At 49.4% G+C, this 25,504-nt stretch carries 25 protein-coding genes; 19 read left to right on the forward strand and 6 right to left on the reverse strand.

The annotated features are described in order from the left end of the window. Positions 1 to 8 precede the first annotated feature (8 nt). Both CZ379_RS10000 and CZ379_RS10005 read left to right on the forward strand, forming a co-directional pair. A complete protein-coding gene (locus tag CZ379_RS10000) occupies positions 9 to 1,343 on the forward strand; it encodes a TrkH family potassium uptake protein (protein ID WP_110934305.1) in 1,335 nt (444 codons plus the stop codon). Between the two features lie 15 nt (positions 1,344 to 1,358). Continuing rightward, a complete protein-coding gene (locus CZ379_RS10005; protein WP_110931498.1) occupies positions 1,359 to 2,027 on the forward strand; it encodes a potassium channel family protein in 669 nt (222 codons plus the stop codon). A gap of 170 nt (positions 2,028 to 2,197) precedes the next feature. Here the strand turns inward: CZ379_RS10005 and CZ379_RS10010 are convergent, their stop codons facing one another. The 4 genes from CZ379_RS10010 to CZ379_RS10025 all read right to left on the reverse strand — a co-directional run bounded on the left by CZ379_RS10010 (position 2,198) and on the right by CZ379_RS10025 (position 5,377). Next, a complete protein-coding gene (locus tag CZ379_RS10010) occupies positions 2,198 to 2,872 on the reverse strand; it encodes a hypothetical protein (protein ID WP_110931499.1) in 675 nt (224 codons plus the stop codon). Further along, entirely contained in the window at positions 2,856 to 3,761 is a 906-nt protein-coding gene (locus CZ379_RS10015; RefSeq protein ID WP_110931500.1) for an ATP-binding cassette domain-containing protein, read from the reverse strand. Before CZ379_RS10015 ends, CZ379_RS10010 begins: the two co-directional genes overlap by 17 nt. Next, entirely contained in the window at positions 3,761 to 4,126 is a 366-nt protein-coding gene (locus CZ379_RS10020) for a GntR family transcriptional regulator (RefSeq protein ID WP_110931501.1), read from the reverse strand. The genes CZ379_RS10015 and CZ379_RS10020 overlap by 1 nt, the downstream gene beginning before the upstream one ends. Before the next feature lie 345 nt (positions 4,127 to 4,471). Next, positions 4,472 to 5,377, reverse strand: coding sequence for a LysR family transcriptional regulator (locus tag CZ379_RS10025; protein WP_110931502.1), 906 nt, complete (start codon positions 5,375 to 5,377; stop codon positions 4,472 to 4,474). Positions 5,378 to 5,702: 325 nt separating this feature from the next. On the opposite strand from CZ379_RS10025, the gene CZ379_RS10030 reads away from it, so the two are divergent. The 10 genes from CZ379_RS10030 to CZ379_RS10075 all read left to right on the forward strand — a co-directional run bounded on the left by CZ379_RS10030 (position 5,703) and on the right by CZ379_RS10075 (position 16,131). Continuing rightward, positions 5,703 to 6,374, forward strand: a complete 672-nt coding sequence (locus CZ379_RS10030; protein ID WP_110931503.1) for a succinate dehydrogenase cytochrome b558 subunit — start codon at positions 5,703 to 5,705, stop codon at positions 6,372 to 6,374. Positions 6,375 to 6,433: 59 nt separating this feature from the next. Continuing rightward, a complete protein-coding gene (gene sdhA / locus CZ379_RS10035) occupies positions 6,434 to 8,179 on the forward strand; it encodes a succinate dehydrogenase flavoprotein subunit (RefSeq protein WP_110931504.1) in 1,746 nt (581 codons plus the stop codon). 12 nt (positions 8,180 to 8,191) lie between these two features. After that, positions 8,192 to 8,956, forward strand: a complete 765-nt coding sequence (gene sdhB / locus CZ379_RS10040) for a succinate dehydrogenase iron-sulfur subunit (RefSeq protein ID WP_199925554.1) — start codon at positions 8,192 to 8,194, stop codon at positions 8,954 to 8,956. A gap of 295 nt (positions 8,957 to 9,251) precedes the next feature. Further along, complete coding sequence (locus CZ379_RS10045) at positions 9,252 to 10,379, forward strand: ABC transporter substrate-binding protein (protein ID WP_110931505.1); 1,128 nt, start codon at positions 9,252 to 9,254, stop codon at positions 10,377 to 10,379. A gap of 73 nt (positions 10,380 to 10,452) precedes the next feature. Beyond that, positions 10,453 to 11,325, forward strand: a complete 873-nt coding sequence (locus CZ379_RS10050; protein WP_110931506.1) for a branched-chain amino acid ABC transporter permease — start codon at positions 10,453 to 10,455, stop codon at positions 11,323 to 11,325. Between the two features lie 3 nt (positions 11,326 to 11,328). Further along, on the forward strand, positions 11,329 to 12,300 hold the full coding sequence (locus tag CZ379_RS10055; protein WP_110931507.1) for a branched-chain amino acid ABC transporter permease: 972 nt from the start codon (positions 11,329 to 11,331) through the stop codon (positions 12,298 to 12,300). Next, positions 12,300 to 13,076 (forward strand): ABC transporter ATP-binding protein, encoded by a 777-nt coding sequence (locus CZ379_RS10060; protein ID WP_110931508.1) that lies wholly within the window; start codon positions 12,300 to 12,302, stop codon positions 13,074 to 13,076. Before CZ379_RS10055 ends, CZ379_RS10060 begins: the two co-directional genes overlap by 1 nt. 17 nt (positions 13,077 to 13,093) lie before the next feature. Next, positions 13,094 to 13,801 (forward strand): ABC transporter ATP-binding protein, encoded by a 708-nt coding sequence (locus tag CZ379_RS10065; protein WP_110934307.1) that lies wholly within the window; start codon positions 13,094 to 13,096, stop codon positions 13,799 to 13,801. A gap of 550 nt (positions 13,802 to 14,351) precedes the next feature. After that, positions 14,352 to 14,909, forward strand: a complete 558-nt coding sequence (locus tag CZ379_RS10070; protein ID WP_110931509.1) for an L-2-amino-thiazoline-4-carboxylic acid hydrolase — start codon at positions 14,352 to 14,354, stop codon at positions 14,907 to 14,909. Then, the gene (locus tag CZ379_RS10075) at positions 14,896 to 16,131 is read left to right on the forward strand and encodes a Zn-dependent hydrolase (RefSeq protein ID WP_110931510.1); all 1,236 of its coding nucleotides are present in this window, start codon (positions 14,896 to 14,898) and stop codon (positions 16,129 to 16,131) included. Before CZ379_RS10070 ends, CZ379_RS10075 begins: the two co-directional genes overlap by 14 nt. Positions 16,132 to 16,440: 309 nt before the next feature. Here CZ379_RS10075 and CZ379_RS10080 read toward each other — a convergent pair whose 3' ends face one another. Continuing rightward, a complete protein-coding gene (locus CZ379_RS10080; protein WP_234404874.1) occupies positions 16,441 to 17,232 on the reverse strand; it encodes an IclR family transcriptional regulator in 792 nt (263 codons plus the stop codon). A gap of 353 nt (positions 17,233 to 17,585) precedes the next feature. Between CZ379_RS10080 and CZ379_RS10085 the strand changes: the two genes are divergently transcribed. Genes CZ379_RS10085 through CZ379_RS10115 form a run of 7 tightly spaced genes read left to right on the forward strand, consistent with a single transcriptional unit; the run spans position 17,586 to position 25,042 of the window. Next, positions 17,586 to 18,416, forward strand: coding sequence for a carbohydrate ABC transporter permease (locus tag CZ379_RS10085; RefSeq protein ID WP_234404875.1), 831 nt, complete (start codon positions 17,586 to 17,588; stop codon positions 18,414 to 18,416). A gap of 10 nt (positions 18,417 to 18,426) precedes the next feature. Beyond that, positions 18,427 to 19,641: an extracellular solute-binding protein gene (locus CZ379_RS10090; RefSeq protein ID WP_110931512.1), complete on the forward strand. Its 1,215-nt coding sequence runs from the start codon at positions 18,427 to 18,429 to the stop codon at positions 19,639 to 19,641. Between the two features lie 26 nt (positions 19,642 to 19,667). Next, positions 19,668 to 20,555, forward strand: coding sequence for a carbohydrate ABC transporter permease (locus tag CZ379_RS10095; protein WP_234404876.1), 888 nt, complete (start codon positions 19,668 to 19,670; stop codon positions 20,553 to 20,555). Beyond that, positions 20,539 to 21,456: a ComEC/Rec2 family competence protein gene (locus CZ379_RS10100; protein WP_110931513.1), complete on the forward strand. Its 918-nt coding sequence runs from the start codon at positions 20,539 to 20,541 to the stop codon at positions 21,454 to 21,456. The genes CZ379_RS10095 and CZ379_RS10100 overlap by 17 nt, the downstream gene beginning before the upstream one ends. Positions 21,457 to 21,506: 50 nt before the next feature. Then, entirely contained in the window at positions 21,507 to 22,280 is a 774-nt protein-coding gene (locus CZ379_RS10105) for an inositol monophosphatase family protein (protein ID WP_110931514.1), read from the forward strand. A gap of 26 nt (positions 22,281 to 22,306) precedes the next feature. After that, positions 22,307 to 23,026 carry a GntR family transcriptional regulator gene (locus CZ379_RS10110; RefSeq protein WP_199925809.1) on the forward strand — a complete coding sequence of 240 codons (720 nt, stop codon included), beginning with the start codon at positions 22,307 to 22,309 and terminating at the stop codon, positions 23,024 to 23,026. Positions 23,027 to 23,062: 36 nt separating this feature from the next. Then, on the forward strand, positions 23,063 to 25,042 hold the full coding sequence (locus CZ379_RS10115) for a PI-PLC domain-containing protein (RefSeq protein WP_110931516.1): 1,980 nt from the start codon (positions 23,063 to 23,065) through the stop codon (positions 25,040 to 25,042). Positions 25,043 to 25,212: 170 nt separating this feature from the next. Here the strand turns inward: CZ379_RS10115 and CZ379_RS10120 are convergent, their stop codons facing one another. Beyond that, positions 25,213 to 25,500 carry a WXG100 family type VII secretion target gene (locus tag CZ379_RS10120; RefSeq protein ID WP_110931517.1) on the reverse strand — a complete coding sequence of 96 codons (288 nt, stop codon included), beginning with the start codon at positions 25,498 to 25,500 and terminating at the stop codon, positions 25,213 to 25,215. Positions 25,501 to 25,504 lie beyond the last annotated feature (4 nt).

Consider the following 25,504-nt stretch of genomic DNA (forward strand, 5'->3'; position numbering starts at 1 on the left):
TGAACACGATGCTGTCCAAGTGGTTAAAATTAACTCCTCCGCGTATATTGGTACTTGGCTTTGCGGCCATTATATTGACAGGAACCCTGCTGCTTATGATGCCGCTGGCCAATACAACCGGGGAGCCGCTTCCTTTTGCGGATGCGCTGTTCACGGCTACTTCAGCTACTTGTGTGACCGGACTTGTAGTTCGGGATACGGGGCTTTACTTTACGACATTTGGCCAAATCGTCATTATGACACTTATTCAGGTCGGGGGCCTCGGCTTCATGACCATGGCAACCCTGTTCTCTCTTGTATTCAAACGGCGCATTTCGCTGCGGGATCGTCTTCTGCTGCAGGAGGCGATGAATCAAAATTCGATGGAAGGCATCGTGCGTCTTATTCGGAAGGTACTTATGTACTCATTGATTATTGAGGCTAGTGCCGCGGTATTGTTTACGATTCGCTGGGCCTTCGATATGCCTCTCGGACAAGCGTCTTATTACGGGGTTTTCCATGCGGTCTCTCTGTTCAATAATGCCGGGTTCGATTTGTTCGGGGAGTATCGCAGCCTGACGGGGTATGTGGACGATCCGCTAGTTAATTTCGTAGCGATGTTTCTGATCGTATCGGGCGGGCTGGGCTTTATCGTTCTGTCCGAGCTTGTGGATTTCCGCCGAAGCCGCAAGCTGTCACTGCATTCCAAAGTGGTGTTATCTATGACGAGCGCCCTTATCGTCGTTGGGGCTGTAGTTATTTTTATATTTGAATTTACGAATGCGAAAACGATGGGTTCCTTGGATTGGAGCGGGAAAATATGGGGCTCGTTCTTTCAATCGGTGACGTCGAGAACCGCGGGGGCAAACTCGGTGGACATCGGTGCGCTTCGCCAAGCCTCGCAGTTCTTTATCATCATTTTGATGTTCATCGGAGCATCTCCCGGCTCGACCGGCGGCGGGATCAAGACAACGACGTTTATGATTCTCGTGGGGGCGGTCATCTCCATGATTCGCGGACGCAATGACTTGGTATTGTTTCGTTATCGTCTTACCCAGGAGCGGATATTCAAAGCAGTGACGATTACAATGCTGGCCTTGTTCCTCATCATTGCGGTGGCAATGGTGCTGTCGACGACCGAAGACGCCAGCTTCCTGAGTATTTTATTCGAGACGACGTCCGCCTTTGCTACGGTAGGATTGTCGATGGGGCTGACGCTGGAGCTGACTGATATCGGCAAGATTATTCTGTGCTTTGTGATGTTTACCGGCCGGCTGGGTCTATTAACGCTGGCTTATGCGCTTGGTCCGAAAAAGGGGAAAGAGTTGTATCGCCATCCCGAAGGGAAAATGATTATAGGATAGGAGACTGACCATTCCATGAAAAAGCAGCAGTTTGTGGTGATCGGCTTAGGGCGATTCGGCTCTAGTCTAGCCCTGGAGTTGATGGATCTAGGGTACGAAGTGCTTGGTGTCGATCTGAATGAGGAGCTGGTCGACGACATGAGCTCCTATTTAACTCATGCCGTGGTGGCTGATGCTACAGATGAGGAGATGCTGAAGTCCCTTGGCGTCCGTAACTTCGATTGCGGAATCGTGGCGATCGGCAGCGATATTCAGATGAGTATACTGTCCGCAATTCTGCTTAAAGATTTGGGCATCAAGACGGTGGTAGCCAAGGCGATCTCCGTGCTGCATGGTCGCGCGCTGGAGAAGCTCGGCGTGGATCGGGTTATTTTCCCGGAGAGGGATATGGGGGTTCGCGTGGCGCATCAGCTTGTTACGCCAAATCTGCTCGATTATATCGAGCTGTCGAAGGAATACAGCATTGTGGAGCTGAGGGTACCGGATTGCCTTGTCGGAAAAACGTTGGGAGAGATTAATCCTCGTGTGAATTACAACTGCAGCGTCGTTGCCATTCATAAGCATACGGGAGTCATTGTGGCGCCTACGGCAATGGACATGCTTGATGACGGGGATATTATGGTGCTGATCGGATCTAATGAGAGCATAGATAAATTCGAAGCTGCGATAAACGAAAGCGAGTAACATTTCACTGAAGTGAAAAAGGAAGCTGCAAAACGGCCGCAGGGGCTGAGGATGCAGCTTTTTTTGTCTTAAAATATTGGTCGGTCGAGCATTGATCTCAACAGGGCAGGGTGGTTGGAAGGAGTATGCCGTGATAAGTGCTTCTCTAGCTATGATCTACCGTGTGCAGTTTAGAAGGTCTTCACCTCGGCGCTGCGGTATAGCAACCAGCAGATTAAGGCAGTGAGCAAGGAGGCTGCCCAAGCGAAATGCGGCGGGAGGACATCAGCTAAAGTCATGGCTGTCGCATCGATCAGGGTAGGGTTGTCCGCTCGAAACGCATCTAAGCTGAATATGTAGACGGCGATTAATCCCACGCCCCAGAATAAACCGTATCGATACAGCAAGGTGCTCAGCAGGAAAAACATCATAGTGAGCAGGAAATAAGCCGCAAACTGCGAATACCACATCGGGCCGAAAGAAGTGATGTAGCCGTCCAGATGGAAGCCCAGTAACGGAAGCAGCTCTTGCAGTGCCAGCATAAGAAGCGTTTGTGCAAAGGAGATCGCCAGTCCGAGTGCTCCGAAATAGGCGAGGCAGCCCCAGAAGTACTGTTTGCGCGTGTAGCCGCTGCCCAATAGCAAGGGGAACGAATTGGCGGCTGTAATATAAGTGATTAATATGATAAAAATGGAGATTGCAAAGAAGTTATTGTTCGCCACGAGCGGCATCGTATTTTCAGGTTCATAGATGCCATATCCAGCTATTATCCAAAAATCAAGGAACAGCAGCAAAGCCCCGAATATGAATAAACGCTTGCGGTTTTCATGCCAATGGAAGGCCATCTGATTACGTAATGCTCTCATGAATAGTCACCTCCGAAATTTGCTGCTCCCCCCGGGTTAAATAGACGAAGAGCTTCTGTAGGGGGATAGGACTGATGTTGATTCCTTGCTCTCTTAAAATAGACTCATTGTTCAAGGATCCCAGCCAGGCGATTCTTGTTACCTGACCGAGAAACTCTCTGTTCAACACTCTTGCATCTCTCAGAAAGGGCTCCAGTTGCTTCGTGCTCCCCTGGAGATAGCGGGCTTGATTGGTGAACTCCTCCACGCTCTTATGGGCGGTGACCGTCCCTTGCTGCAGAAGTGTGACATATTGCAGCAGATCGGCGGATTCGTCGATTAGATGCGTAGACAGGATCAGAGTTCTCGGATTCTCACTGTAATCGCGCAGGAGCAATTCATAGAACGCTTCCCGTTTTTCCGCATCGAGCCCGAGCGTCGGTTCGTCAAACAGTGTGATCGGGCTTCGGCTGGCCAGGCCTTTTACAATACTGAGCAGTGACTGGTTCCCTCGCGACAAATACTTGAATTTGTGATTCAGAGGAATACTGAACTGTTGCAGCAGTTCCTCGGCGAATTTGGCGTCCCAGGCCGGGTGCAGCAGGGAACAAAACTTCAGGATATCGCTGACTTTGTATTGGCTCCAGGATCGCTCGAGCGCTTTAACGAAGCATATATTAGAGACGATGGGCGGATTTTCATGAATGGGATGCTGGCCTGCCTTAACGCTTCCTTGATCTGGAAACAGCTGGCCGGATAATAGATAAAGGAGTGTCGTCTTGCCGGCTCCGCTAGGGCCAAGCAAGCCATGGATTGCATTCGGTTCAAACTCGACAGTAAGGTCATTAATGGCCTGAATGTTTCCCAGCTTTTTATATAATTGATGGCATTTCAAGGTGTATTCCAGCATCAGGACTCTCCTTTCATAATCATTTCGGTCAGTTGCCTGGTCGTTATGCCTAGCTTTGCAGCCTCGCGGATCATTGAGATAACATATTGCTCATAAAACTGCTGCTTCCGCTTCTCTAGAATTGCTGCACGGGCTCCCTCCGCAACAAACATGCCAATCCCCCGTTTCTTGTACAGCATCCCTTGGTCAACCAGAAGATTGACTCCTTTAGCAGCAGTAGCGGGGTTGATTCGATAAAAAGCGGCGAATTGATTCGTCGATGGAACTTGCGATCCCTCTGACAGTCGTCCTTCCATGATGTCGTCTTCGATTCTCTCCGCAATTTGCTGAAAAATGGGACGGCCGCCTTCATTTAGAAAGGCCATATCCTACACCTACTTTGGTTAATTACTTATGTAACTAACCATATAACCGTTGGGTTAAGATGTCAACGGTTTGAGTTTTGCGCAGTGCGAAGAAGAAAAGATTAGCCCCGGATTTGCTCTTCTACCAAGGCTTGTTCAAGGTGTTCCTAAGTTTAATATTCATTCTATATTCATCCGTGCGCAGCTCCCAGCGAGGGTGAATCGCCTGCAGCTCCCAGCGCGGTGTTCCGTTTGCGGCTCTCAGCGCGGTGTTCCGCTTGCGTGACGGCGGTCAAGCCTACCGTATTTGCTCTGGTTGGTTCTGACTGGTTCTGGCTTGCTCTGGCTCAGCGTTTATTATCTTGCCTACTCCAACTCCAGGGCATCGATCAGGCTGCCTTTAATATCTTGGATCCATTCTTTGGTCTCGTGGGTCAGCTCCGAGCTGCTGCTATAGATCAGGCAAGTCTCTCGGCGCGTTTGCTCCAGCTCTTTCATGGGTAGGGCTACAAGTTCATTGTCCTTCAGCAACTGGGGTCTCAGATAGGATTGCGGCAGCAGGGCAGCAGCCCGGCACGTCGGCACGAGACGGACGATCGCTTCAAAGGAGTCGATCTCCATTCGCACGTCCGGAATAATGCTGTAGCGGCCAAAGAGGTCATCGATCAGCTTTCGGTACCATGTCCCTTTCGAGAAAATGATCATGGGCAGGCCGTTCAAATCCTCCATAGTGGCAGGCCGTCCGGCAGCTAGCGTATGGCTCTTCGGGATAACGAGCTCCAGGTGATCCTGAAACAGGGGGATACACTTCAAGCCCTGCTCGGAGATGGATGAGGCGACAACGCCAAGGTCTACCCTTTTGTCGCGGACATAGGAGACGATCTCATGAGTTTTGCCTGTCACGAGCTTCACTTCGATGTCCGGCGATTTGTTCATTAGAGCAGTGACCAGGGGGGGCAGGGTCGTCTGAATCGTCGTCAGGCTTGCCCCAAGCGTAACGACTCTGCGCTCGGCCGTCTTGAAACGGGAGACTGATTGCAGAAATTGCTGATGGCGCTGGCGCTGCTCCAAGGCGTAGATATAAGCCTCCTGGCCGACCCGGGTCAGTTCCAGCCGTTTGCCTTTGCGGTCAAACAGAGCCACGCCCCATTCTTCCTCAAGTTTGGTTATTCTGCGCGATAATGCCGGCTGCGATATATTCAGCAGCTTTGAAGCCTTGTTCAAGCTGGATTGCTCGACGACCGTGGTGAATACGAGTAAATCTTCCATCATAGAGAACATCCCTCCGAGTAATAAATGTATAGTTATATTGAAAAAGCATGATTTCTTATAGTGATCGCCTAATGATATAGAATCTTTATGCTTGCACATGCTTATGCGCAAATGTTATAACGATTAATACGTATATTGCAATTCCATTATAAGATAAAAAGGAGTAACATTGAAAGTGACACAAGATGTTCACATGTTATTAAAATCACATGGGAATCAGGTCGTTGAAAGTGGGGTTTATCATATACAATCCTGGCGACCGATGGTGAATGATGTCATTAAATGAAATGGGAACGATGGAAACGAGAAAGGGGAACACGCACTTATGAAAGGGTTTTATTCCAGAAAGCTGCACTCGCTCCTGGGTGTCATTCCATTAGGATTTTTTATTCTGGAACACATGCTCACGAATTTTTCGGCCGTTGAAGGCGGAAGGCAGGGATTCATCGATGCCGTTGCATTTTTGAATAGTCTGCCGCTTGTTATTGTTATCGAAGCGTTATTTATTTGGCTGCCGCTGCTGTATCATGGCGTATACGGTATGTATATCGCATTTCAGGCCAAACCGAACAATGGAAGATTTCGCAATGAACGAAACTTGCGTTATTTGCTTCAGCGGATTAGCGGTGTCATCGTATTTGCGTTCGTAATTTGGCATGTTTGGGAGACTCGTGTACAAGTTGCATTGGGTAATGTAACACATGAGGAGCTTGGCGCAGTTATGCATGGCATCGTTACGCAGCCGATCTTCTTTATTATTTACTTTATCAGCGTGATCGCGGCTTCGTTCCACTTTGCCAACGGCATGTGGTCCTTCCTCGTTAGCTGGGGAATTACAGTCGGCCCTCGTGCGCAGCGTGTTTCTTCGAACATTTTCATGGGTCTGTTTGTGATCGTGTCCGTGATGTTCGTCTGGTCGTTGTTTGCATTCCGCAACGTAGAATTTGCCGCGGAAGGAACGGCTATGCTGCAAACGCTGAAGTCGTTCGTTGGCTAGGATTGATAAATGAACTGATGTAGTAACGCTGTACAAAACTTTTAGGAGTTGAAACATATATGGCTAAACAAAGCATTATTGTCGTAGGCGGCGGGCTTGCGGGGCTCATGGCTACGATCAAAGCAGCGGAGGCCGGAATTCAGGTGCATCTGTTCTCGCTAGTTCCGGTCAAGCGTTCACACTCCGTCTGCGCGCAGGGCGGTATTAACGGCGCCGTTAATACGAAGGGTGAAGGTGACTCCCCTTGGGAGCATTTTGACGATACGGTGTACGGCGGAGACTTCCTTGCGAATCAGCCGCCGGTTAAAGCGATGTGCGAAGCGGCTCCGGGCATCATCCACTTGATGGATCGGATGGGCGTTATGTTTAACCGGACGCCGGAGGGCTTGCTTGATTTCCGCCGTTTCGGCGGTACGAAGCACCACCGTACGGCGTTTGCCGGGGCAACGACGGGCCAGCAGCTGCTGTATGCGCTCGATGAACAGGTTCGGCGCTATGAAGCAGCGGGATTGGTTACGAAGTACGAGAACTGGGAATTCATGTCTGCCGTTCTAGATGACGAAGGCGTATGCCGCGGTATTGTAGGGCAGGATCTTCGCTCGATGGAGATCGTTACCTTTGCATCCGATGCGGTTATTTTGGCGACAGGCGGCCCGGGTATTATTTTTGGAAAAACGACGAACTCGGTCATTAATACAGGTACTGCAGCGAGTGCCGTGTATCAGCAAGGTGTTCATTACGCGAACGGGGAATTCATTCAAATTCACCCGACAGCCATTCCGGGGGATGATAAGCTGCGCCTCATGTCGGAATCTGCTCGTGGTGAAGGGGGACGGATCTGGACTTACAAAGAAGGCAAGCCTTGGTACTTCCTCGAAGAGAAATATCCGGCGTACGGCAACCTGGTGCCTCGAGATATCGCTACTCGGGAAATATTCAACGTCTGTGTCGAGCAGAAGCTGGGCATTAACGGCGAGAACATGGTATATCTCGACTTGTCCCATAAGGATCCGAAAGAGCTTGACATTAAGCTGGGCGGAATCATTGAGATTTATGAGAAATTTATGGGGGATGATCCTCGTAAAATTCCGATGAAAATATTCCCGGCAGTGCATTACTCCATGGGCGGCATGTGGGTCGACTACAACCAAATGACGAATATCCCGGGATTGTTTGCTGCGGGTGAGTGCGAGTATCAATATCATGGGGCGAACCGGCTTGGAGCCAACTCGCTGGTCTCGGCGATTTACGGCGGCATGGTCGCCGGGCCGAAGGCGGTCGAATATATTCGCGGGTTGAAGACATCGGCTGAGGATATCAGCTCTGCTGTATTTGAAAGAAATCGCAAGGCTCAGGAGAACAAGTTTGAAAGCTTGCTGGCGATGGACGGCACGGAGAATGCCTATGTCATCCATAAGGAGCTAGGTGAGTGGATGACCGATAATATGACGGTTGTGCGCCACAACGATAAGCTCGAAGCTACGATCGGCAAAATCAAAGAGCTAAAGCAGCGATATCAAAATATCAACATTAATGATACGTCCCGCTGGAACAACGCCGGCGCGGCATTTACCCGTCAGCTGTGGAATATGCTGGAGCTGGCAGAAGCGATGACGCTAGGTGCTCTTCTTCGCAACGAGAGCCGCGGAGCCCATTACAAGCCGGACTTCCCGGAGCGCAATGATGAAGAGTTCTTGAAGACGACGAAGGCGGCTTGGACGCCGGACGGCCCGGAAATCTCATATGAAGAAGTGGATGTATCTTTAATTCCACCGCGGATTCGCGACTATTCGAAGGAAAAATAGGAGGGGAATGTCATGGCAATTGCGGAAACAGCGGCCAAGAAGGTAAAGTTTATTATTACGCGCCAAGACAAGCCGGAATCGGCTCCCTATACGGAAGAGTTCGAGCTGAACTACCGTCCTGGCATGAACGTCATCAGTGCCTTGATGGAAATTCAGCGTAACCCGGTAAATCTGAACGGTAAGGACACGGCTCCGGTATGTTGGGATTCCAACTGTCTGGAGGAAGTATGCGGTGCCTGCTCGATGGTGATTAACGGCAAGCCGCGTCAGGCTTGCGCTGCATTGATCGACAATTTGGAGCAGCCGATTCGGCTGGAGCCGATGAAGACGTTCCCGGTCGTGCGGGATCTCGTCATTGACCGCAGTCGTATGTTTAATGCGCTGAAGCGCGTCAAAGCATGGATTCCGATCGACGGAACTTACGATTTGGGGCCAGGCCCGCGCATGGCGGAGAAGAAGCGTCAATGGGCGTATGAGCTGTCCAAATGCATGACGTGCGGCGTATGCTTAGAGGCGTGCCCGAACGTGAACGAGAAGACCGATTTCATCGGCCCGGCAGCGATCTCGCAGGTAAGGCTGTTCAATGCGCATCCAACGGGCGAAATGAACGCGGAGGAGCGCCTGGATGCGCTGATGGGAGACGGTGGAATCGAGGGCTGCGGAAACTCGCAGAACTGCGTGCGCGCTTGCCCGAAAGGCATTCCGCTTACCACGTCCATTGCAGAGATGAATAAGGCAACGACTAAGCATATGTTCAAAAGCTGGCTCGGCGTGTAATTCGCATTTCCATCTTGCGTGTGCTTAACAGATTGCACTGTGTTTAACAGAATTATAGAGAGGCCTGTTGATCCCTTCTGCTCAGGGAGGAAGCAGGCTTCTTTTATTTGGCGTGAAAAGGGCTGTTTGCTACTTGAGAGCTATCATGCATTTATACCGAAAAACAGACCTATTTTGATAATGTCAAAACTGATTCGATGATATAAAATTAGCTATTGCTTTTTCGAAGAAATCCCCTATAATTAAATCCATACTTAACTTATAGGATTAATTTTAGTATTTGAGGGGGATCAACATGAAGAGGTCTTTTTTGGTAGTTATATTGGCGGGAATGCTTGTGGGTTTGTTGGGCGGATGCGCAGCAAACGACGGATCGCAGGCTAAGAGCGATACAATTCGAATTGGCCTGGCGGCTCCGATTTCTGGTACGCAGGCGCAATATGGTCAGGCCTTTAAGAACGGTGCTGAGCTAGCTGCGGCTCAAATTAACGAGGCAGGCGGAATCGATGGCAAGCAGGTCGAGATTGTCGTTCAGGACGACAAGGGCGACTCCAATGAGGCCGTCAACGTAGCCAACAAATTCGTATCGGACAAGAGTATCCTTGCTGTAGTCGGTCATTTTAACAGCTCGGCTACATTGGCAACGGCACCTGTGTACAACAAGAATAAAATCGTCGAGATTTCACCGTCCTCCAGCGCGCCTGGCGTAACGGATGCGGGAGAATATACATTCCGTGTTATTACGACGGATGCGTTCCAGGCAGATTACTTGGCAAGCTGGTCCAAGGAACTCGGATATAGCAAGGTCGCACTGATTTATGAGCAATCTGACTTCGGTCTAGGCTTGTTGGACGTCTATCAAAAATCTGCTCCAGACAACAACATCGAGGTTGTGGCGGCGGAAGCCTATAATCCGGGCGACAAAGATTTCAGCACGATTCTAACAAAGATCAAGGACAAGCAGCCAGAGGCGATCTTTATCGGCGGCTTCTACAATGAAGCGGCTTTGATCTCCCAGCAGGCGAAAAAGCTGAACTTCAGTGTTGATTTTATCGGCGTAGACAGTCTTTATTCCGAAGCTTTGCTTGAGCTTGGCGGGGAGTCCGTGGAAGGCTTTAAACTGATCGGCTTCTTCTACCCGGGCGGCGATAATGAGCAGGCAACGAAGTTCGCCGCGGATTATAAGGCGGCTTACAGCAGCCAGCCGGATACCTATGCAGCTTACTCCTACGTTGCGACTTCCGTTGTTATCGAGGCCATCAAGGAGAAGGGCGCAGACCGGGAGAGCATCAAGACGTATCTGGAAACTCTAAAAGATTACAAAGGAGCAACTGGCGTACTGAGCTTTGATGAGAACGGAGACGTAGAGACGATTCCTTCGAAGCTGACGGTGCAAGGCGGCAAGTTTGAGCTTTTTAAATAATTACTTGGATTTTAGCTATGCCGGAGCAGGATTGAATTTCATTCCTGCTCCCTGGCTTTGAAAGGATGTTACTATGCTCCTTCAACAATTAACTAACGGATTGACGATCGGAATGATTTACGCCCTGATTGCGCTGGGCTATACGATGGTCTACGGCATACTGAAAATCGTGAACTTTGCGCACGGCGATATTTTTATGATCGGCAGCTTTCTGGGGCTTTTTTTCATGAAAGAGCTGGATCTGCCGCTGTATCTCGCGTTTCTGCTGTCTGCTGTCGTGACCTCCGGGATCGGGATATTGATCGAGAGACTTGCTTACCGGCCGCTGAGGATGGCTGATCGGATTGTTCCGTTAATCAGCGCGCTAGGGGTATCCACTTTTCTGATCAGCCTGGCTCAAAAGCTATGGGGAACGGAAATGCGTCCTTTTCCCACGACGTTCGGCAGCCGTACTTATACTCTAGGCAGCATCACGTTCTCCGAAATTCAAATTTTGATATTGATTCTCTCCTTCATCCTGATGCTTGGCTTACATTTATTCGTGACTAAGTCGAAGACCGGCACGGCGATGCGGGCCACCTCGATGAGTCTGACCAACGCGGCGCTGATGGGCATCAACACGAATCGCATGATCAGCCTGGCCTTTGGAATCGGCTCCGCGCTTGCGGCTTGTGCGGGGATCATGGTCGGCATTTACTATAATGCGGTATATCCGACCATGGGCTATATGGCGGGGATCAACGCATTTACGGCGGCGGTGCTCGGCGGCATCGGGAGCATCCCGGGAGCGATGCTCGGCGGCGTATTGCTCGGGCTGGTGGAGACGCTGGGCGGCGCCTATATTTCCACGCAGTACAAGAGTGTTATTTCGTTCGCGATTCTCATTATCGTACTGCTGATCCGTCCGTCCGGCATACTCGGTAAAAAAGATATCAACAAGGTGTAGGTGATGAGCTTGAGCTTAAGGAAAACAACGGCTGTAGGGGCAGCGGCCGCACTGTTGATCGCATTGCCCCTCATTCTGCAGCAGGTCAACGATTACTGGATGCATATTGTGATCATGATCGGGATTTTCTCCATTCTGTCTATGAGTCTCAACGTCATTATCGGATATGCTGGGCAATTTGCGCTCGGACATGCTGCCTTTTATGGCATCGGTGCTTATTCTGCAGCCCTGCTCATGATTCATTTTCAAATCTCGTTCTGGATCGCGCTTCCTGCTGCCGCTGTTATTGCAGGATTTTTCGGCTTTTTATTAGGAACTCCGGTTATTCGCCTGCGGGGGGATTATCTAGGGATCGTTACGCTTGGCTTCGGAGAAATCGTGCGGCTGATTTTTGTCAATTGGGTGGATGTGACGCGCGGACCTATGGGGCTGCCGGGAATTCCTGCCCCGACATTGTTCGGTTACTCCTTCAGCGGGAAAACCGAGTTTTATTATTTGATTCTGGCGCTTGTTCTGCTGACGTTTTTCGTCATTCATCGAGTAGTTCATTCGGGTGTCGGCCTCAGTCTGCTGACCATTCGCGAGGATGAGACGCTGGCGCAATCGATCGGGATTCGTCCAAATAAATACAAGCTGCTGGCGTTTACCGTGGGAGCGTTCTTTGCCGGGATCGCCGGGGCTTTCTGGGCTTCCTATATTTCCTTTGTCAGCCCTGACGCCTTCCGCTATTTGGATTCGGTTAATATTTTGGCGATGGTCATTCTTGGGGGATCGGCCAGTCTGCCCGGCTCCGTGCTTGGCGCAGTCATTCTCGTAGTCGCCCCTGAATTGCTGCGTTACATGAGCGATTATAGAATGATGCTGCTGGGACTAGCCATTGTCCTGATGATGATCTTCAAGCCAACCGGGTTCTGGGGAGAGAAGCACCGCAAGTACAATTTTTACGGCATGGTGCGGAAAGGTGAGGGCAAGTGATGGACAAGGTCTTGGAACTGGAGAAGGTATCGGTCAGATTTGGCGGGCTGGTTGCCTTGAACAACGTCGACATGTCGGTACGCCGGGGCGAAATTTTATCGATTATCGGGCCGAATGGAGCGGGGAAAACAACGCTTTTCAATCTGCTAACGGGCATTTATCAGCCAACCTCAGGAAAAATCATTTACAAGAATCGGGTCATCAACAAGTTGAAGCCCTACAAGCGGGTCGGACTGGGGATTGCCCGCACCTTTCAAAATACGCGATTGTTGAAAAATATGACGGTGCTGGAAAATGTGCTTGTCGCGCATGCGGAATGCAACGGCGAGGGCTTGCTGCAATCGATATTTGCCGGAGGCTCCGTGCTTAAGCGCCGGGCGGCCATCGTTGAGGAATGCATCCGGAAGCTAGAGGTGGTCGGCCTCTCCCATAAGCTCGACCTCCTTGCCGGAAGTCTCCCTTACGGGGAGCAGCGGCTGCTCGAAATTGCGAGGGCGCTCGCTACAGGCTGCGAAATTTTGCTTCTTGATGAACCGGCGGCAGGAATGAACGCGGTGGAAAAAAGCGAGCTCGTGAAAAAAATCCGTCAGCTTTCCAAGGAATTCAACATCGAAATCATACTGATCGAGCATGACATCGGCATGATTATGGAGATTTCCGACCACATCGTTGTTTTGAATTATGGTGTGAAAATCGCGGAGGGCAGCGCAGAGGAGATTCAAAGCAACCCTGATGTCATTCAGGCCTATTTAGGCGGGGAGGTCGAGGGATTTTGACAAATGGTAGCCAATTCATCCTGGAAATTAAAGATTTAAGCGTGAATTACGGCGTAATTTCAGCGGTGAAACAGATGAATCTCCGTATTCGCCCAGGAGAAATCGTAGCCTTGATCGGGACGAACGGCTCCGGGAAAACCTCGGCACTGCGGAGTATTTCCGGCCTCAATCAGAATATCCAGGGACAAATCCGTTTTGAAGGGAAAGAAATTACGAAGCTGGAAGCCCATCGGATCGTGGAGAGGGGGATTTCGCAGGTTCCTGAGGGACGGGGAGTCTTTCCCGATTTGACGGTGCTTGAAAATCTGAAATTAGGCGCATATATCCGCAAAGATAAATCTGGCATTGCCGCTGACATCCAGAGCATGTTCGAGTTGTTTCCGCGATTGGAAGAGCGGAGGAAGCAGCTGGCAGGGACGATGAGTGGCGGGGAACAGCAGATGTTGGCGATCGCCCGTGCTCTAATGGCCAAGCCGAAGCTGCTGCTGTTGGATGAGCCATCGATGGGGCTAGCACCGCTGATCGTAAGAGAAATTTTCACGGCGATCCGTAAGGTGAACGAGGAGGGTGTATCCGTACTGCTGGTGGAGCAGAACGCCACCATGGCACTGGCAGCGGCCCATCGCGGATATGTAATGGAAACGGGCAGCATCGTCGTTGAAGGCGAAGCGGCGGAGTTAAGAAATAACGATGTGGTCAAATCCGTTTATTTAGGAATGGGGTAGCAGCATAAATAAACAGGGGATGTAGTTATGAACTTAAATCATCCAGAAATCTGGGCGCAACAGCGATCGTAGGGATATTTCGTGTACTTTGGTGCCCCACCTCCATTTCAATCGTTCATCGTTATATAAATGGATTTGTAGTAGTTAGTTTCTGCGGCAAAGATGGGATAGTAGATTTAAATGGATTTCATGTCGTTAGAGGAAGGAGAATAGCCAATGTCGGGCTAGTTCTAGAATCTAGGCGCATAAAATCCATCTAATCCCCTGAAACAATCGTTTAAGGCGTAATTAGATACAGGAAATCCATTTAGTGTCCGGCAGCTTGAGTGCAGCAGCCTAATGTGCGGCGGCTTGAGTGCAATAGCCTAGTGTGCGACAGCCTAGAGTGCAGTAGCTTATATAAGGTGAACTAAAGAACGTACTTGGCTAACATTCATTTTAATAGATCAACCTATACATTTGGATAGTAACGGAAATTTACAGCCGCTTGTGCTGCAATGGGAGATTGTTGAAGTCAGTACAGATAGATTAATAGAGGAGGCGTCTGAAGATGAGCCAAGAAAACCAGGACAAAATACAAGAGGATTCGCAGCAAAAGCTGAATCATGATGAGAGTTTGGAGCCGGTATCTCCTTATACGATCATGGCGAAATTGTTTGCCCATCTCTCAAAAGCGGTGGTAGATCGCTTCGGGGAAGAAGGGAAGGATGCGATCCGCGAGGGAGTGCGCACCTTTGGCGAGGAACGTGGCAGGGATATTGCCCGCCGCGCTGCGGCTGCCGGGCAGCCGAATGACATCCACAGCTATTTGCCGAACTACGATATGGGGCGCAGCGACTTGTTCGAATATGAGACAGAGTATCATCCGGTTGAAATCGAGCAGAACTTTACGAGATGCGCGTTCGGGGATCAGTGGAAGAAGGATGGAATGGAGGAATACGGGATACTCTATTGCGAGATGATTGATCCGGCGATTGCCAGAGGCTACAACCCGAATTTCGAAGTTGTACATGATAAATACTTGCTCAAAGACGGGAATTGCCATTTCAGGTTCCAGATGAAGTCATCGGAGAAGGAGCCTGGAGGTGAGGAGAGTGGAGATCAATAAGGATCGCTTATGGTTCAGATTGATGGAGCTCGGACAAATCGGAAAACAGATCAGCGGGGGAGTTACCCGCTATTCTTTTACCCTCGATGAATCTCGTGCCAAGGAGCTGGTTACCGCTTATATGAAGGAAGCGGGACTAGTTGTCCGCGAGGATGCGGCAGGGAACGTCATCGGGCGCCGTGAAGGGGCTAACCCCTCCGCATCTGTAATTCTGACTGGATCTCATATCGATACGGTTCCGGATGGCGGAATGTTCGACGGGGCGCTCGGTGTTCTTTCGGCAATCGAAGCGCTGCAGCGGATGAACGAGCTGGGCATACGAAACGCTCATCCTATTGAAGTCATAGCCTTCACAGATGAGGAGGGCTCTCGGTTCGGATTCGGAATGATCGGCAGTCGGGCTATGGCCGGAACATTGCGGCAGGAGGATTTGGAGCAGCGGGATGAACAGGGCGTTACGATTGCAGAAGCGATGCGAACCGCAGGATTAGATCCGCAGCGCATCGGCGAGGCAGCGAAGTCGCCGCATGAGGTGAAGGCTTACGTAGAGCTGCATATTGAGCAGGGTCGGGTACTGGAGAAACTGGATGAGCCGGCAGGCCTCGTGACAGGCATCGCCGGCCCGCTCTGGCAGCAGTTTACGCTGAGCGGACAGGCGGGTCACGCTGGGGCAACCCCGATGTACCTGCGCAGAGATCCGATGCAGGCCGCCACCGAGATTTTAAGTTATATTTACGCGGAAGCAAAGAAGTTCAACAACGCGGTGGCCACGGTAGGGAAGCTGCGGGTTCTGCCGGGAGGAGTCAACGTCATTCCCGGCGAGGTACAATTTTCGCTCGACTTGCGCGACATCGATCAAGTCGAAAGGGATCGGCTGGAGGCGAGCATTCGTGCATTCAGCAAGCAGGTGTGTGAAAAGCACGGGATCGAATTGCAGATTGATCTGCTGCAAAGAGTGGCGCCAGCTCCCAGTTCCCCAGTGGTGCAGGAAGCGGTAGCCAAGGCGGGGAAACTCGCTGGTTTGCCAGAATTGCCACGATTAGTGAGCGGTGCCGGCCATGACGGAATGCAGTTCATCTCCCATTGGCCGCTTGGCATGATTTTCGTACGTTCCCGTGACGGCATCAGCCACAATCCGAAGGAATGGAGTTCTCCCGAGGACTGCGCGGCGGGAACAGAAGTGCTGTTTCATACCTTACTGGAGCTGGCGAATGAAAGATAGATAGAGGCTCGTTCAGCATTGGGGAGCCGTCAGAATAGGAAGGTGCTGGATTAAAAGAGGTAACAGATGGTGCCTCCGATATTGAGGTATATTCTGGGATATACTGATAAACTTAAATAAGGGGCCGGTTGCACCCGACCCCTCTGCACAACTTCCGCTATAAGAGCGGTTGGCTGGATGAGGTACAGAAATAGACCGTCACCCTATCACGGGCGGTCTATTTCTTTGCAATTGGTTGACAAGCGCTACAATGATGGTAACGACCGGCGTCAATAGCGCTACAATAAGCGAATCAAATTTGGAGCCGACCTAGACTTGGACGGATCTGAAAGGATAGCCGAATTGATTAGAAATCCCTCCAGCCGCAGCGAGTAAATCCGCGAGGATTAGCTCTTCATTCTCCTTAATTCGGGCGAGCGAACCAATGACACTGATCGTGCCTATGGTTTGCCCAGCGGCATCCTTTACAGGAGCGGCGATACTATACGCCCCCGCCTCGATTTCCTCGTCCTCAATGCTGTACCCCTGCTCCCGGATTTGCTGGAGGCAGTTTAGCAGCTTCTTCTTATCCGTTATCGTCTTCTCCGTCAGTTTGGTCAGTTTATAGTTCTGCAGCAGACTTTGCAGCTCGAGCTCCGGCATATGGGCCAGAAATATTTTACCCGAAGCGGAGGCGTGCATCGGCAGCTTGCTGCCTGCCCGCGAGCTAACAATGAAGTAGTTGTTTGGGGATTCCACCTTGTCTACACAGAAGATTTGTTCATGTTGATAAACGTATAAGTGAGAGGTCTCGTGAAATTTCTTAGTTAGTTCCGTAAGGTACGGATGCCCGATCTCCTTGAGATCGAGGCTTTGTGAAACCAGATTGGCCTTCAACAGAAACTCGAGGCCGAGCCGGTATTTGCCGTTGTTCGGGTTTTTATCGATATATGAATAAGCGCAGAGCGTATTGATAAGACCGTAAACGGTACTTATATTTAGATTCAGCTTCTCGCTGATCTCAGTAAGCGACAGTTGAGTATGCAGCGAATCAAAGCAGTTTACGATATCAAGCGCCCGTTTCACGGACTGAATCAGGCGAGGGTTTTTCTCACTCAACACTATAACCTCCAACTACATTCCTGTTATTTTTATCTATATTCCCTATGTTCAGGTCTTTATCCGACAATGTCAATAGGAATTTGATAATGTTGACAATATCATAACGCTAGCTACTGACCTCTTGGCAGTACGAACATAAATATAAAGCTTGAAGGGTATACCCTTCTACGAAAACGGCCTTGACCCGAATTTAATCGGAGCCAAGGCCGTCGTTTTATTATGCCTATGTAAAACGATGCAATCTAGCAAGCTTCACTTAACTGCACCTTAATATAAGGATAATACCAAGCTAATAGAATGAATTTATAGTAGTCGTATAGACGTCTAGACAAATGAAAAAGAAGGAGAACGATTTGAATCGGTTACTAACAAGCTCCAAATATGTTTTTGTAGGTTTTATGCTGCTGTGGACGTTGTTCCCCATTTATTGGGTGACGGTCATCGCCACGCAAAATTCATCGGATTTATTTTCTAAGGTGTCGCTGCTGCCTAGTTCCATCACATTGCAGCATCTGCTGGACATTTTTGCGGAGGATCATTATGTATTGCCGTTGTTCAACAGCATTCTCATTACAATGTGTTCCCTGTTGGTTGTGTTGTTGTTTGGGGTATCCAGTGCTTATGTATTGGGAGGAAGGACATTTAAAGTCGCGTTTAAGAAAACGCTGCTCATATGGATTCTGCTGGTCAGAGTATTGCCGCCGATTACGTTTGCGCTGCCTCTCTACATAATAATGAACAACGTAGGTCTTCTGGATACAAAGCTCCCGATTATACTAGCCCATGTGCTGGTCAACATCCCTTTAGTGATTTGGTTTATGATAGGCTTCTTCGCTAACGTACCCGATGAGATCGTAGAAAGTGCGCGGATCGATGGAGCCACCGAATTCCAAATTTATGTTAGGGTCGTGCTGCCGTTAGTGGTGCCAGGGATTGCCGCTGTAACGATATTATCGTTTATGGCTTCATGGAATGAATATTTGTATAGTGTTATTTTCATTCAAAGCCCTAGCGACTTTACGATTCCGCTGAAGCTGGCCACGCTAAACAGTGAACAGGAGTTGACGGAGTGGGGCAAGGTGGCGAGCGGCGGTATCGTGTCTTTGATCCCCGTAATATTGATCGCTATGCTTATGCAGAAATACTTGATGAGCGGTCTAACTGCGGGCGCTGTGAAAGAATAGGAGGATAACCATGAAAAAGAATGTTTTTATACTCATTAGTCTAATTTTAGTCGCGAGCATACTGGCAGGCTGCCAAAGCAAGGGGGCGGACAAGCTAGTCGTTGCCGCAAGGGGAGGCTCTCATGTGACGGCAATGGAAGCCGTGAAGGAGGCCTTCGAAAAGGAGCATAACGTGCAGGTCGAAATTCTCGGGCTTGAAGCAGCGGATTTGAAACAAAAAATATCGTTGGACGCAAAAAATAAAAACGGCGCCTACGATATAATCATGGCTGACGATCCTTGGATGCCGGAATTCAGCGAAGCTGGCATTTTTGCTAATCTATCCAGCCTAGGTGTTACAGAGGACGCGGATTTTGAAGCATCGTCACTGGCCTTGGGTAAGCATCCGTATGCTACGGGCGAGCTATATGCTCTGCCGTTCTCTGGAAATGTCCAGTTGTTCTTCTACAATAAGCAACTGCTCGATAAGCATAATTATGAAGTCCCTCAAAGCTGGGAAGAGGTGCTGAGTATGGCGAAAGCGATTCATGAAAAGGACGGAGTCGCCGGTTACGTTATTCGCGGCCAACAAGGAAATCCGATCGTATCCGACTTTTTGCCCATTTTTTGGGCGTATGGCGGACAAGTATTCGATGACAATTGGAATGCGCAGATCGATTCCGAAGCAGGTAAAAAGGCATTAAACACATACATGGAGCTTCTCGCCGTAGGGGCGAATTATGAAACGACAGATATCGTCAGCTCGCTGTCGACGGGTCAGGCAGCGATGGCATTGGGCTGGCCGTCATGGTTTATTACGGGCGAAGAGGCAAGCGCAGAGTATTCCCCGGTTCCGGCTCAAGTGGCAGATGGCGCCGAAGCGTTCGCTACGGGAATGATCGGCAACTGGATGATGGGAGTAACGGCGAATTCGAAAAAACCTGAGCTGGCCGCCGAGTTCTTAACGTTCATTACAAGCCGTGATATTCAAAAGCAAATGGTAGAGCATGGCGGGGTGCCAACAAGAAAAAGCGCATATCTGGACAGTGAATTGTCCACCAAATACAAGCATTTTCCGGTTCAATTAGAGGCACTGGAGAACTCTATGGCAAGACCGAGAACACCGCTTTGGTCACGCGTAGAAGAAGCACTCGGTACGGAACTGTCCGCAGCGATTGCTGGCACGAAGACGGTGGAGGACGCACTGTCCGCAGCAAATCAAGAGATCGATCAGATCATGAAATAAGGTTCATCCAAAGGTGAAGGAGTGGAATGAACTTGCATAGCAAGCAGCGGTTTCAATGGGCCATGCTGGCCCCGGTTATTTTACTCTTAACTGGATTAACGATTTTTCCAATCGGCTATACGATCCTGAACAGCTTTACCGATTATTATTATTTGGCCAGCGAATCCAAGCAGTTTGTCGGGTTTGCCAATTATATCAAGGTTATTCAGGACGAGGTGTTTCTTAAAGCGGTCTGGAACACGGTGAAGTTCATGGCGCTGGCGGTTACGGTTGAAATCGCTTTGGGATTGGCGCTGGCCGTGCTTGTAGAAAGCCTGAAAAGGGGCATAAAAATACTTCGTATTTCGCTGCTCCTCCCGTCTTTGCTGCCGCCCGTGACCGTGGCGCTGATTTGGCAAATGATGCTTAGCAATCATAATGGCATCATCAATCATTTGCTGTCTTATTTCGGGAGAGGGCCCTTTAATTTCTTAATGGATATCCACATGGCCTTTTATGCTATTTTGTTCATTGATATTTGGCAGTGGACGCCATTTGCATTCTTGTTGATCTATGCTGCACTGCAGGCAGTGCCCAAGCTGCAGTATGACGCAGCCAAGGTGGACGGGGCAGGAAAAGGCCGCATATTTCTTCATATTACGCTGCCGAATATTATGCCAAGCCTGTTGATGGTCGTTTTGCTTCGCACGATTGATACCTTCAGATTGTTCGATAAAGTGAATATATTGACCGGCGGGGGGCCGGCCAATTCCACAACAACGATCACTCAGTATATTTACAGGCACGGCGTATATAATTTGCAAATCGGATATGGAGCTGCCGCTTCGATGATCATGGTTCTTCTCGTGCTGACGTTCTCGATATTCTATATTAAGCGGTCGATCGGAGGAAGCGGGCATGACATGCGTTATTGATTTTTTGAATGTTGGCTTCGGCGAGGCTGCGGTTGTTCGAATCGAAGACGGGCAGCGTACCTATTGCCTTGTAGTGGATGCTGGTGATACGAATTGCCATAAGCACGCGAGAAGATGCAGCCTGGCGCAGTATATTCGGGAATATGAGATTAACAAAATCGATGCACTCATTTTGACCCATTTCCATAAGGATCATATTGGCGGGGTCCATGAAGTGCTAGGGCATGTTCCTATTGGGGAAATTCTGCTCCATGTGCCTTTACCAGCTCAATTATTAAACAGTACGTTGAGCGATCATTCCACACCGATCTTGGCCTCGCTATCTCTGTACATTTCCATCCTGAGACAAGCCGAGGAGCTTGGTATTCCCGTGCGCCAGATCAGCGAACTATTCTCCTTGTCCGAGCTAGCAGCTGAGTTCAGGCTGCTGATGCCAAACCAGGCAAAGCTGCAGCAGCTCCAGGCTGAACTGGAGAGCTTGCAGGTGGAGGCGCTGAATGGGCAGCAGGAACGTTTAACGAGGATTGACCGTTTACTGAACGATACTGCCCTGGCCGTGTTAATTCGCTACGAAAATGAACCTGCCGCACTCCTGACTTCCGACGTTGGACTGGATTTCTGGGATCCGTACGAATCGGAGATCGAGAACGTCTTTTTACTACAAGCGCCGCATCATGGAGATGCACGGCATATCTCCCAGGAATTATTGCACACCGTGTCGCCCAAGGTTATCGTAGTCAGCGCCGATGATGAGGGAACGTATCAGCTGCCGCATCCCGAATTTGAGATCTTTGTAAAAGAGCATTCAGCGGCACAAATTTACTATACGGAGGAAGCCGGGAGCACGCATAGAATCATTCGCATGGATTTGAATGAGAGGACGGTACACCTAATAAAGTAAGGATTGGAATCATAAAATCAGATCAGATCGAATAAGGGAAAAGTGATGGCATGAATTTGAACAACTTGATGAATGAGATGGAGGAATGGGTAGAGCAAGCAGCGGCCCTCCAATTGGATGCGCTGAACCGCAAGCATATGCAGGTGAAGACCAAAGCGCATGATACGGATTTTGTTACGAATATTGATCTCAAATCAGAGGAAATCTTGATCGATGGCATATTGAAGCGTTACCCCGAACATAGCATATGGACTGAGGAAGGCGGCAAGCTCGACAAGCAAAGCGAGTTTGTGTGGGTGATCGATCCGATCGACGGCACGACGAACTTTATCCATGGTTTTCCGTTGTCATCGATTTCGATCGCCTTGCAGCATAATGGGATTACTCAACTGGGGTTGGTCTATTCACCGCCGTTCTCCATGAAGTTTCAGGCGATTAAGGGGCTCGGCGCCTATTACAATGGGCAGCGTATTCAAGTGTCACAGACGAAGGATTTGAAGAGCAGCTTGCTTACAACGGGCTTTCCTAGCTGTGGCCATGAGCCTATCATCAACCTGAAGTATTTTAACAAAATGATGGGTAGGGTGTCGGGCATTCGCCGTACAGGCAGCGCTGCGCTTGATTTGTGTTTTGTTGCGGCATCGTACTTTGACGGGTATTGGGAGTTTGATCTTCATGCATGGGATTGGTGCGCGGGTGCTCTGATCGTTGAAGAAGCGGGGGGAACGCTGTTCACGATGGAGGTGGATGGCCATTCTCTTTTGATCTGCGGCAATCCAGAAATAGCGGAGCTGCTCCAAGCCAGTTTGTTAGACAAAGGATGAACTATACAGGAATCGGGGGCAATCGATTGGTTAGTTACCAGAATATTAAATTGGAAATTGAAAAAATGATTGACAGCAAGCTATGGAAAGTCGGGCAAAGGCTTCCGTCAGAGTATGAGCTGGCGGAATATTTCAATGTCAGCCGAGAAACGCTTCGAGCGGCTATCAAGCTGCTGGAGCAGGAAGGGAAATTGCTTGTGAAGCACGGCGTGGGCACCTTTGTCATTAAACCGCTGCCGATGATACCGAGCCGCTTGGAGTTTCTCCAAAGCATTGGAACGATGATTAAGCTGTCCGGCTTAACGGAGGAGAACAACAAGGAAATGATCGGGGAGGTGTCATGCACCGAGGAATGGGCCAAGGCGCTGAACATTCAGACCGGCGATAAAGTTGTGAAGCTGGAACGCATTCGTTATGCAGACGGAGAGGCCGTCACCTATTCCATCAACATGATGCCAAAAGACTTGGTAGGCGACGCTTTCGAACGTGTGGATTTTAACGGCTCGTTATTCCGTTTTCTTGAGGATGAATGCAACATTGTTATTGCCAGAGCGGATACGGAATTGCTTGTTCCGTTCAAAAAGGACAAGCATGTGCAACGATTGCAGGTTGATAAGGAGGAAGAAACACCGGTTATTTTGCTGAAGCAACTCCATTATGATGAGCAAAACAGAGAAGTGCTGTACTCTTTCGATTATTTAAGGAACGACGTTTTTCATTTCTGGATTCGCAGGGAACGAAAATAAGCCCGATAAAATGTAATTCGAAAAGGAGCGGTACATGTGAGTAAAACGTATTCATCGACCATTAAACGATTGATGGCTGCATTTAGCTGTATTATGTTGTTTTCCGTGATGACAACCGGCGTGAAAGCCAGCCCCGGATCGATCGATGCCAATCCGTATAAAGCTTTTCATGATACGTATGATGAGAGCGATCCGGATCAAAAGTTTCTTGATGCGCTTGCATTGAAATTTTATAACGTGGAGCTGGACATTATGGTCGATACGGATCATAGCACGTATTCCGGAGCTCAGTATCCGGACTATCTGCAAGGACAAGTCAAGCTGTATGTCAAGCATGATGCCGCATCCTGGCCGAACACCCGGCATTTATATCAATATTTTGAGGACGTAGCTGCGCAGGTGGACAGAAACGGCGGAAGCGTGCATGGCGACGGGAAGAGCATCATCATTAATTTGGATATGAAAACGGCCAATAGCCCGGATTATTCAGAGGTGTCCAGCTCTTTACAAGCGATCTTTGAGCATTATGGCCATAGGTTAAGCTACAGTTTGCTTGAGGATCATCAAAGCTTTAGCGAAGGCACAATTACAGTCTGCTTGTCCGGCGCGGAAGAGCTGAAAAATACGTATTATGATCGCATCGCTTCTTCCAGCAAGAAATTGTATGCTTTCAGGGATAAGGTATACAGTGTCACGGACGGCAGATTCAGCAATGTAGCCGATTATTTTCCGGAGGAAGCGGATAGCTACCATCGCTTTTATGCGGTGCATTGGAAGCACATCGAAACCGGCTTTGACTTGCTGATGCCTGGAAACTGGTCGCAGGAGGAAGAAAAGCGGCTGGAAGAGATGATGGCTTTAGCTTCGCAAAAAGGGTACACTTTGCGATTTTACAGTCTAAACGGTAATGAGGGAGCCTGGCATTATAAGTTTCCAAACGGGGACGGGGAAGCGGCGCAAAGATGGACTCAGTTCGCATACGCCAACGATAAGCTCGGAACTCGTCATTTTGTGTCTACGGATTCCTATTTAGCAATGACCCGGCTTTATGATCATTTCCTCGTGCCGCTTCGCGATTACAATCATAAGGTAGAGAAAACGGGCGGAACGCAGAACGGACGGGATGCTTCCGTGTCCATTACTGATGACGGAAGAGTGGTCGAGGTTCATAAAGCAGAGGGACTGTTCAATCATAACTTATGGTATTCTGTCGGCTCAATGCAGCCTGATGGATACATACAATGGACAACGAATGAAAGGATTAATCCGGACGGCAGCAATAAAAACGGTGTACAGCCGCATAGCGACGCAGCCAAAATCAATGATCAATACGTTGTGGTTCAAGTCAATCAGACAGACGGCTCCGGTTCGGGTCTATGGGCAAACATCGGAAGATTGGAATCTAACAACACGATCACATGGATGACCAACGAGAAAATTGCTATTGGCGGTCAACATACAGAGGGGGAATGGCCTCATATCGCTCTAGATGGAAACAAGGTCGTGCTAAGTTACTCGAAAGGAGGGAAGCTGTTCTACCATACCGGGCTAATTCATCCGACCGAGTACCGGATCAATTGGATGTCGCAAGGAACGATTCATGATCAGAACGGGGAGCGCCCGGATGTAGATATTCGCAATGGGAACATAATTGTCGTGTATACCAGCGGCGGCAAACTGCGTTATACTACGGGAAGCTGGGCAGGCAGCGGGCAAGTGACGTGGTGGGTCAGTGGCAGCATGCAGGATCAAAGCGGCAAAACGCCAACCGTGGTGTTCCTTGGGGACGATAAGCTGATTGAATTGCATACAAGTGAAAACACGGGCTTGATTTGGTATAACATCGGTGAACTGCAATGGCCGAATATCCATTGGGTTCATAACAACATTTGGGATTCCGGTATGTCGTCCAATCCAAGCGTGGATTACAATGCAGATAGCAACATACTTATCGATATTCATAAAGCTGCCATGAATGATGCATTATGGTATAACACGGGCAGAATCAACGAATGATCATGACTTAGCAGACAATGTTTTATAAAGTGCATTCTTGTGATAGCATAGAAATTCCAATCCTCTAGTTCTAGTGGCACCTGATGAAAATTGCTCAGTGCCAAATTCACTTTGGAAATTTAAAGCTCTTTAATAGGCTCCTGTTGTTTTTGCTTAACAGGAGCCTGTTGCTAATAGCGTGATTGACCGAAGGTCATAAGGTCCGTCTGCTCCATTTTTCGTATATAGCGCAATAGCTGTTCCTTATGTATGTCCAGCTCTTGGGAACGAGCCGCTGCTCCCTGGAGAAATGCTTCCATTTTTTGAGCGAGTTTGACGGCGGACTCGCCTTTCCAATCATGCAGACGACTGTGGATCGTTCTCATCTGCTGCTCCTGATATTGGAGTCTTTGTTTCAATCGATCACACTGTTGAACAGCTCTTCTGAGATCCTCCAGCTGTACAGATATTCGATTCATTCCT

Source organism: Paenibacillus bouchesdurhonensis (assembly GCF_900155685.1).
GTDB lineage: Bacteria > Bacillota > Bacilli > Paenibacillales > Paenibacillaceae > Fontibacillus > Fontibacillus bouchesdurhonensis.